Genomic DNA, 7809 nt, shown 5'->3' with positions numbered 1-7809 from the left:
CCGTCAACTCAGCCTCTCAGAAAGGACGATGGGCCGTTGTCAGTGGCCACACGTCCGGCCGCGGGCAGTCGGCCGGGCCCGGTGTGTCCCGCGATTCCGCGGGCTCGGCTCAGGCGATGCGCGTGTGCACGACCGCCGAGTTGTTGCCCGTGCTGCGTTCCGGGCTGCTGGTGGTGATCGAGGTGGACAGCTGCACCGTGCCACCGCCGTAGGACGGCGCGCGGCCGGCTATCTCGAGGCGGACCGTGCGGCCGGGTGCGACATCGCCGATGTCGAGGACGATGCGTCCGTCGCCGGTGAGCGTCTCGGACGCGTGTCCCTCGCTGATGCGGTGCGCCAGGTATGTGATGCCGTTCGGCATCGTGGTGGTGGAGCGGACGTTCCTGGCCGTGGCCGATCCCTTGTTGGTGAACTCCACGACCCAGCGCTGCTCCTGGTGGTGGTCGAGGTGGCGGGGGCCGGAGGCGGTCACGGCGACGTCGGCGAGCCGCTGCTTGTCCGTGACGCCGCCGCCCCACGCCTTCCCGTAGTCCTTGTCGTAGCGGTAGTTGTCGGTCCAGCCCTTGCCGTAGTCGCCGTAGCCGCCGTACGTCGTGCCGGCCCGGGGGGCGGGGTGGTCGTCGCCGGAAGCGGCCGACGCGGAGCCCGCGACCGCGAGCGTCGCCGTGACCGTGGTGGTCAGCAGCAGCGCGGCGAGCGCGGTGCGCCGCGTGCGGGAGCGGGGAGTGGTGTCGTGGGACATGGGTGTGTCTTTCCTTGAGTTGCGCGGGCGTCAGGGCGTGAGCGCGGCGTACAGGATGATGTTGTCCGCGCGGTGGCCGTCGACGATGGGGCCGCCGCACGTGATGAGCCGGAGTTGGGGCGTGCTGGTCGCGCCGTACACCTTCCGCGTCGGGAAGTGGTCCTTGGCGACCTGCTGGATCTCCCGGACGGTGAAGGTGGCCGTGCGGCCGTCGGCGCGGGGTACGGCTATCTCGTCGCCGACCCGGACGCGGGCCACGTCGCGCAGGAGCGCGGGACCGTTCGCGGTGTCGTAGTGCGCGACGAGCACGGCGGCGCCCTTCTGACCGGGTGTCACCGATCCGGTCCACCAGCCGGGTTCCTGCGCCTTGTCGACGGGCGGCACCTCCAGGTCGCGGTCGGCTCCGAGCCCGAGCCGCAGCATGGAGGAGGCGTCGACACCGGCCGACGGGATGCGCAGGCCGACCGGGAGCGATCGCGGCAGAGGAGCTGCGGCGTGCTGCGCGTGGTGTGCCGAACGGTTCGTCACCTGTACGTCGTCGGCGGCCGGATGGGCCGTCGAGCAGGCCGTCAGACCGAACAGTCCGGCCGTCAGGGCGAGTGCGAGGCTCGCCGTGCACCGCGTCGTGCGGCGCGGTGCACGGCCGCCACCGGCGTCCCGCCTCGGACTACGGGGCGTGGTCGTCGTCACGGGGGAACTCCCTGGGGAAGGGGTGCGCCGGATTCAGGACTCTTCGCGGCGGGTGCGGCGGACGACCAGGTAGCCGACTCCGGCGCCGGCCAGGGCGAGACCGCCGCCCGCCGCGACCATGAGCGGGGTCTCGGAGCTGTGCGAGGAGACGCCCTCGGCGCCGGCCCGCACGCCGCCCTGCGGCAGCCGTCCCTCGCGCCCGCTCTCGACAGCGGCCGACGTGCCCTTGTCGTGCGCGGTGCGCGCCGCGGAGCCGTGCTGCACGGTCCGCTGGTCGTGGGCGTTCTCGTGGTGCTTCGGCTGGACCTTCTGGTGGTGGTCCGGGTGCGTCTTCTGGTGGGCCGGGTCGGGCTTGTCCTGCTCGCTGTGCCAGCCGTCGGGGTGGACGACGCCCACGAAGCCGTTGGCCTGGTTGAGGACGTAGCGGTAGCCGTTCACCGTGCTGCTCCCGCTGTCGGAGCTCAGGTTCGCGACCCGCTGCCCCTTGACGGTGATCCAGGCCATGTACGACCCGTCGGGGAGGGTGTACACGTGCGCCTGGGCGCCGTTGCTCAGGGAGTATTGCTGCTCCTTGCCCTGGTCCGACGCGGACTGCGTGGGGTCGGGGGAGGCCGAGGAGGTGGTCTGCTGACCGGGCTGCGGCGCGGCGGAGTCCGCGAACGCGGCGGCGGCCGGGACGCTGAGGCCGATGACGAGGCCGGAGACGGCCGCGGTCTGCAGTACACGACGAGGAATCGACATATCGACTTCTTCCTTGCTCCGCTATGGGTGAGATGTCGTCGTTGCGACACATGTGAACCTACGGAGCAGCTGTGTGCACTTCCCGTCGAACATGTAACAACAGCCTCACAGCGCTACGAACCGGCATGAATGGCGACTTTGGTCCCTGGCGCCCGAGGACCACCGCCCCGAGTCACACGTCCCTCCGGACCGATCAATACGATCAACTCGGTCACAAATATTGAGCGATGTGACGGGGCGGCGCTACAACGGTGCGCGAGTCGATCGAAGAGGTGACCCCGTGTACCGCACCCCACTGCGTGCCTGGTTCTGCACAGCCACCGCCGCCGCCTGCGCCACCGTGCTGGCCGCCGCCCCCGCCCAAGCCTCCGTGATCTGGGACGCAGACGCCTCGCAGGGTGTCGGCGTCTTCGTGACGACCCTCTGCGACAGCCCCGGAAATGTCACCACGGGGGACTGGGGCGACGGTCACGGCCCCTTCTTCAAGTTCAACAAGCCTGTCGGGACGCCGCGTTGCGAGGCGCACAGCGTTCGCACCGCCTCGGGCGAGTACACCTTCCGTGACGACAGCACGTACTGGTTCGGCTGGGACTCCATGACCAAGACGGGCGACGCGCAGACTGTCTTCCAGTGGAAGTCCAACGGCACCAACGACCAGAACAGCCAGAACTACCCGGTGCTGATGAAGGTCGAGGACGATCAGCTCAAGGTCTGGTACGTGGCGCCCGGCGAGACCTGGATCTCCATCGGCACCACTCCCTGGACGGCGGGCGAGTGGCACTCCATCCAGCTCGGCATCACCACCGACGCGGGCGGCGCGGGCACGCTGTCCGTCTACAAGGACGGCACCGCCTTCGCCTCCCGGACCGGCGCGCGCACCTGGGACGACCTGGGAAACAAGCCCCGCTGGGGCACCTACTTCGGCACCGACGACACGACGGCCTCCATCAACTGGGTCGCCGGCCTCTCCATGGGCACCGCCCGCTCCGACGTGGACTGAGTCAGGGCCCGTGCCCTGGCTCGCCCCAGAGCCCAGGGTCGGTCCGCAAAGGGAACGCGATGGTCAGCCGTCGGAGGTGGCGGACCCTTCGGCGGTCTGAAGAGTGGTGTTGTGCTCGTGGATGAGCCGGAGCGCCTCGTCCCGGTCGCGCCGGTCCAGGGCGTCGACCAGATCGCTGTGCAGCTCGTGCCGGTGCGCGATGTACTCGCCCAGCGGCTGGTCGCTGCTCGGCAGCACGGACAGGGTGTGCGACTCGATCAGATCGAGCAGGTGGGTGTAGAGCGAGCTGAGCAGGGCGTTCGGACTGATGGCGGCGACAGCGGCGTGCAGGCGCCAGTTCGCGTGCACGAAGGCGACCGGGGCGTCGGCGCCCACGGCGTGCTCCATCGCCGTGATGTGCCGGCGCAGCCCCGCGATGTCGGCGGGGGACGCGTGCCACAGGGCGTCCTCGATCAGCAGCGGGTCGAGGGCGTCGCGGATGCGAACGGCGTCGGCGACGTCATTCGCCTGCGCGTCCAGTGCGAGGACGGAGTTGCCGAGACGGACCATCGGGGACTGCTCGGCGCTGAACAGCCCGCCGCCAGGGCCGGGCTTGACCGTGACCAGGCCACGGGCCTGCAGCAGCCGCAGTGCCTCGTTGAAGGTGCCGACGGACACCTCGCAGAGCGTCCGCAACTCCTCCTTGGTGCCGAGACGCGAGCCGGGCGTGACGCTCTCGATCAGCTCCGTGACCCGCTCGGCCGCCCGTTCGGCGCGACCGGTTGCCGATCCGCGGGACGGGCTCTCGCCGCCTCTGGTGCTCCCGGCCGGCCGCCGGGACCTCGCTGAGCTGCCGTCTTCCGTGGGAGTGGGGCGTGAACGGGCGCGTTCGCTCGCCTCCGGTCCCGCTTGAGACCGGGCGGTCCGCTCCGGGCTGGCGCTCAAGATCACTCCTCAAAGTCGTCATATTCATCATGCTGATTTCGCTCGGACCCCTTGACGCCTAGGTCACGTCGACGCAACATCAGGGTAATCATCATGCTGATTTGCTGGTGAGGGGGCAAGGGCTCCGTTGTCGCCGACGGCACGCCCTGGCCCTTTCGCCTTCGCAGATCGAGCGGCACCTGCCGACGCGGTTTCAGGTGTTCCGCTCCCGTTCCTTTCCGGGAGACCCATCGTGCGCATCGCCAACCTCTCCGGCCGGCTGGCCCTGATCGTCGACGGCAGGGCCGTCGACGTCGAACGGGCCAGTGCCGGCAGCTTCTCCGCCGACCCGCAGGCCGTCTACGAGCGGTGGGAGGCGTTCCGTGCGTGGGCCGCCGCTGCGGATCTGCCCCCGGGCGTGGCGTTCGAGGCGACCGAGCTGCGCTCGCCGGTACCGGCCCCGCGGCAGACGCTGGCGATCGGCCTGAACTACCGGGAGCACGCCGCCGAGTCCGGGTTCGTCGCTCCGGAGGGCCTGCCGCCGGTCTTCACCAAGTTCGTCTCCAGCATCAGCGGGCCGGTCACCGAGGTGAAGCTTCCCGCCGACGGCAACACCGACTGGGAGGTCGAGCTGGTCGCCGTCATCGGCCGCCGCGCCGAAGGTGTGTCCGAGGCCGACGCCTGGAGCCATGTCGCGGGCCTTGCGGTGGGCCAGGACATCTCCGAACGGGTGGTGCAACTGGCCGGTCCCGCACCGCAGTTCAGCCTCGGCAAGTCCTACCCCGGTTTCGCGCCCATCGGGCCGTGGCTCGTCACGCCGGACGAGTTCGACAACCCCGACGACCTCGAACTGCGCTGCGCGATCAACGGCGAAGAGGTCCAGAAGGGCCGTACCCGCGACCTGATCTTCTCCGTGCCCGCGCTGATCGCGGGTCTGTCGGCGGTGCTGCCGCTGCTGCCCGGCGACGTCATCTTCACCGGTACGCCGGCCGGCGTCGGACTCGGCCGCGACCCGCAGCGCTTCCTCGCGGCCGGTGACGAACTCGTCAGCACGGTCGAGGGCATCGGCGAACTGCGCCAGACGTTCGTCGCCTGAGCACACGGCGCCGACGGAGCGCACGGAACCGACGGACAAGGAAGTCCCTCATGGCACTGCACCGTCTGACCTCCATCACCATGGGGGTCCCCAACGTCACCGAGACCGCCGCCTACTACACCGACTTCGGGCTCACCCCGGACGGCGACGGCTGGTTCACCACCCAGGACGCCGGACGTCAGCTGCGCATCGTCCACGCGCCCACCCGCCGTCTCGTGGAGGTGCGCATCGGTGCCGACACCCCCGACGACCTCTCGGCGGCCGCTTCCCGCCTGGAACGGCTCGGCGTCGAGTCCGTCGCTGACGCCGGGACGCTGACCGCCTACGACAGGACCACCGCCGTACGCGCGGTCCTGGAGGTCGTCCCCCGCCTGGTCCAGGATCCGGTCGCGGCCACCGTCTACAACGGCCCCGGCCGCACCGACCGCACCGGCACCCGGGCGCCGGGCATCCTGCGCACCGACCGCGTCCGGCCGCGCAGGCTGGGCCACGCCGTCGTCGGTACCACCGACTTCGACGCGACGACCGCGTTCTTCCGTGACGGCCTCGGCTTCAAGGCGTCCGACTACATCAAGGGCCACGGGGCGTTCCTGCGCTGCTCGACCGACCACCACAACATCCTGGTCCTGGCCGCGCCGGTCGCCTTCCTGCACCACTCCTCCTGGCAGGTCGACGACATCGACGAGGTCGGCCGAGGCGCCTCGGCCATGCTGGAGAACCATCCCGAACGGCACATCTGGGGCCTGGGCCGCCACCACGCGGGTTCCAACTTCTTCTGGTACCTCAAGGACCCGGCCGGCAACTTCAGCGAGTACTACTCCGACATGGACTGCGTCGTCGACGACCAGTTGTGGACGCCGGAGGTCCTCGAAGGCGCCAAGGGGCTCTTCAACTGGGGTCCGCCGCCCCCGCCGTCCTTCCTCGCCCCCGAGGATCTCGCCGCTCTGATGACCGGCACCCACAGTGAGTCGAGGTAGAGCAGTGAGCAGAAGTTCATCGAAGCCGTACGACGTCGCGATCGTCGGCTTCGGACCCGTCGGCCAGATGCTGGCGCTCCTGCTGGGCCGGGCCGGGCACGACGTCATCGCCCTGGAGCGCTGGCCCAGCCCTTACGACCTGCCCCGCGCGGTGCACTTCGACTATGAGATAGGCCGCGTCTTCCAGGCCGCCGGTGTGGCCGACGAGGTGCGTGCGGTCACCGACCCGGTGCCGGACCACTACGAGTGGCGCAACGCGGCCGGCGAGCCCCTGGTCCGCATCGACTGGTCCGGCAACGGACCCTCCGGCTGGCCCACGGCCAGCTTCTTCAGCCAGCCCCAGCTCGAATCGGTCCTCGCCAAGGCGGCCGAGAGCCAGGCCACCGTCACCGTGCGCCGCGGCTGCGAGGTCACCGACCTGCAACTCGGCGAGGAGACGGTCCGGTTGACCACCAGCGGCGACGGCGACGCCGGTGAGGTCCGGGCCCGTTACGTCATCGGCGCCGACGGGGCCAACAGCTTCGTCCGCTCCGGCATGGCCACCTCCGTCACCGACCTCGGCTTCTTCTACGACTGGCTGATCGTCGACACCCAGCCGCACGAACAGGCCGAGTGGTCCCCGATGAACTGGCAGCTCTGCGACCCGGAACGGCCCACCACGATCGTCTCCGGCGGTCCGGGCCGACGCCGCTGGGAGTTCCTGCGGCTGCCGCACGAGAGCATCGAGGACCTCAACACCGCGGAGGCGGCCTGGCGCCTGCTGGAACCGTGGGGCCGTACGCCGGAGAACACCACGATCGAGCGGCACGTCGTCTACACCTTCCAGGCTCGCTGGGTCGACCGCTGGCGCGAGGGCAGGCTCCTCCTCGCCGGTGACGCCGCGCACCAGATGCCACCGTTCGCCGGGCAGGGCATGTGCTCCGGAATGCGCGACGCGATCAACCTCGCCTGGAAACTCGACCTCGTGCTCGACGACCGGGCCGCCCCGGACCTGCTCGACACGTACACCTCCGAACGCAGTGAGCACGTCCAGCACGCCATCGGCATGTCGATGGCCCTCGGCCAGGTCATCTGCGTCCTCGACCCCGCCGACGCCGCGGCCCGCGACGAGCGCATGATCGCCGCCGGAGCCGACCCGCGACACGCGCTGCCGCCCACCCCGCCGCCGGTCCTGGGCGACGGAATCCTCGCGCGTGCCGCCGATGGCACACGCGCCCGCGACGTCGGCCACCTGACCCCGCAGTACGAGGTGGGCCACCAGGGCCGCACCGCGCTCCTGGACGACCTGACCGGCGGCGGCTTCACCGTCCTCACCGACGGGGCGGCCCCGCTCGACGCGCTGGACTCCGCCGACCGCGGCTTCCTGGCCGGCATCGGTGCCACCCTCGTCCCTCTGTATGCCGACAACGCCCCGCCCGAGGGCTACCTCGACGCACCCGACGGCTACCTGCCTCACCTGCGCGGGCACGGACACGTCGCCGCGGTGGTCCGGCCCGACTTCTACCTGTTCGGCGCCGCCACCGACGGTGGAGGCCTCCGCGCACTGGTCGGCCAGCTGCGCGAACAACTGCAGCAGCCCGTCGTCACCGCCGACCGCGCCCCGGCGCCCGAGCCGCTCACGGCCGTCGCCGAGCAGTAGGCGCGGTCCCCACGACCGCGG

8 protein-coding genes are annotated in these 7809 nt (G+C 70.8%); 4 read left to right on the top strand and 4 right to left on the bottom strand.

Going from position 1 to position 7809, the window contains the following annotated elements; all coding sequences use genetic code 11:
• Window positions 1-109 precede the first annotated feature (109 nt).
• From ABT127_RS38305 to ABT127_RS38295, 3 genes are read right to left on the bottom strand one after another with little or no spacing between them, the layout of a single operon-like run.
• On the bottom strand, window positions 110-742 hold the full coding sequence (locus ABT127_RS38305; protein WP_351460874.1) for a hypothetical protein: 633 nt from the start codon (window positions 740-742) through the stop codon (window positions 110-112).
• Between the two features lie 30 nt (window positions 743-772).
• Complete coding sequence (locus ABT127_RS38300; protein WP_351460871.1) at window positions 773-1432, bottom strand: class F sortase; 660 nt, start codon at window positions 1430-1432, stop codon at window positions 773-775.
• Window positions 1433-1465: 33 nt separating this feature from the next.
• A complete protein-coding gene (locus tag ABT127_RS38295) occupies window positions 1466-2173 on the bottom strand; it encodes a hypothetical protein (RefSeq protein ID WP_351460869.1) in 708 nt (235 codons plus the stop codon).
• Between the two features lie 280 nt (window positions 2174-2453).
• Between ABT127_RS38295 and ABT127_RS38290 the strand changes: the two genes are divergently transcribed.
• Entirely contained in the window at window positions 2454-3173 is a 720-nt protein-coding gene (locus tag ABT127_RS38290) for a heparin lyase I family protein (RefSeq protein ID WP_351460866.1), read from the top strand.
• A gap of 63 nt (window positions 3174-3236) precedes the next feature.
• Here ABT127_RS38290 and ABT127_RS38285 read toward each other — a convergent pair whose 3' ends face one another.
• A complete protein-coding gene (locus ABT127_RS38285) occupies window positions 3237-4097 on the bottom strand; it encodes a FadR/GntR family transcriptional regulator (protein ID WP_351460863.1) in 861 nt (286 codons plus the stop codon).
• 232 nt (window positions 4098-4329) lie between these two features.
• Between ABT127_RS38285 and ABT127_RS38280 the strand changes: the two genes are divergently transcribed.
• Genes ABT127_RS38280 through mhpA form a run of 3 tightly spaced genes read left to right on the top strand, consistent with a single transcriptional unit; the run spans window position 4330 to window position 7788 of the window.
• A complete protein-coding gene (locus tag ABT127_RS38280) occupies window positions 4330-5172 on the top strand; it encodes a fumarylacetoacetate hydrolase family protein (RefSeq protein WP_351460860.1) in 843 nt (280 codons plus the stop codon).
• A gap of 50 nt (window positions 5173-5222) precedes the next feature.
• Window positions 5223-6149 (top strand): VOC family protein, encoded by a 927-nt coding sequence (locus tag ABT127_RS38275; RefSeq protein WP_351460857.1) that lies wholly within the window; start codon window positions 5223-5225, stop codon window positions 6147-6149.
• A gap of 4 nt (window positions 6150-6153) precedes the next feature.
• A complete protein-coding gene (gene mhpA / locus ABT127_RS38270) occupies window positions 6154-7788 on the top strand; it encodes a bifunctional 3-(3-hydroxy-phenyl)propionate/3-hydroxycinnamic acid hydroxylase MhpA (RefSeq protein WP_351460855.1) in 1635 nt (544 codons plus the stop codon).
• Window positions 7789-7809 lie beyond the last annotated feature (21 nt).

Origin of the sequence: Streptomyces sp. NPDC001904, assembly GCF_040297005.1 — a bacterium.
Taxonomy (GTDB): domain Bacteria; phylum Actinomycetota; class Actinomycetes; order Streptomycetales; family Streptomycetaceae; genus Streptomyces.
The sequence above is the reverse complement of the archived record's forward strand: the minus strand, read 5'-3'. Positions and strand labels throughout refer to the sequence as shown.

What these genes read in the sequence shown, in the direction of transcription:
- ABT127_RS38295 (WP_351460869.1), bottom strand. Translation starts at nt 2,173, where the DNA reads ATGTCGATTCCTCGTCGTGTACTGCAGACCGCGGCCGTCTCCGGCCTC.
- ABT127_RS38275 (WP_351460857.1), top strand. Translation starts at nt 5,223, where the DNA reads ATGGCACTGCACCGTCTGACCTCCATCACCATGGGGGTCCCCAACGTC.
- ABT127_RS38305 (WP_351460874.1), bottom strand. Translation starts at nt 742, where the DNA reads ATGTCCCACGACACCACTCCCCGCTCCCGCACGCGGCGCACCGCGCTC.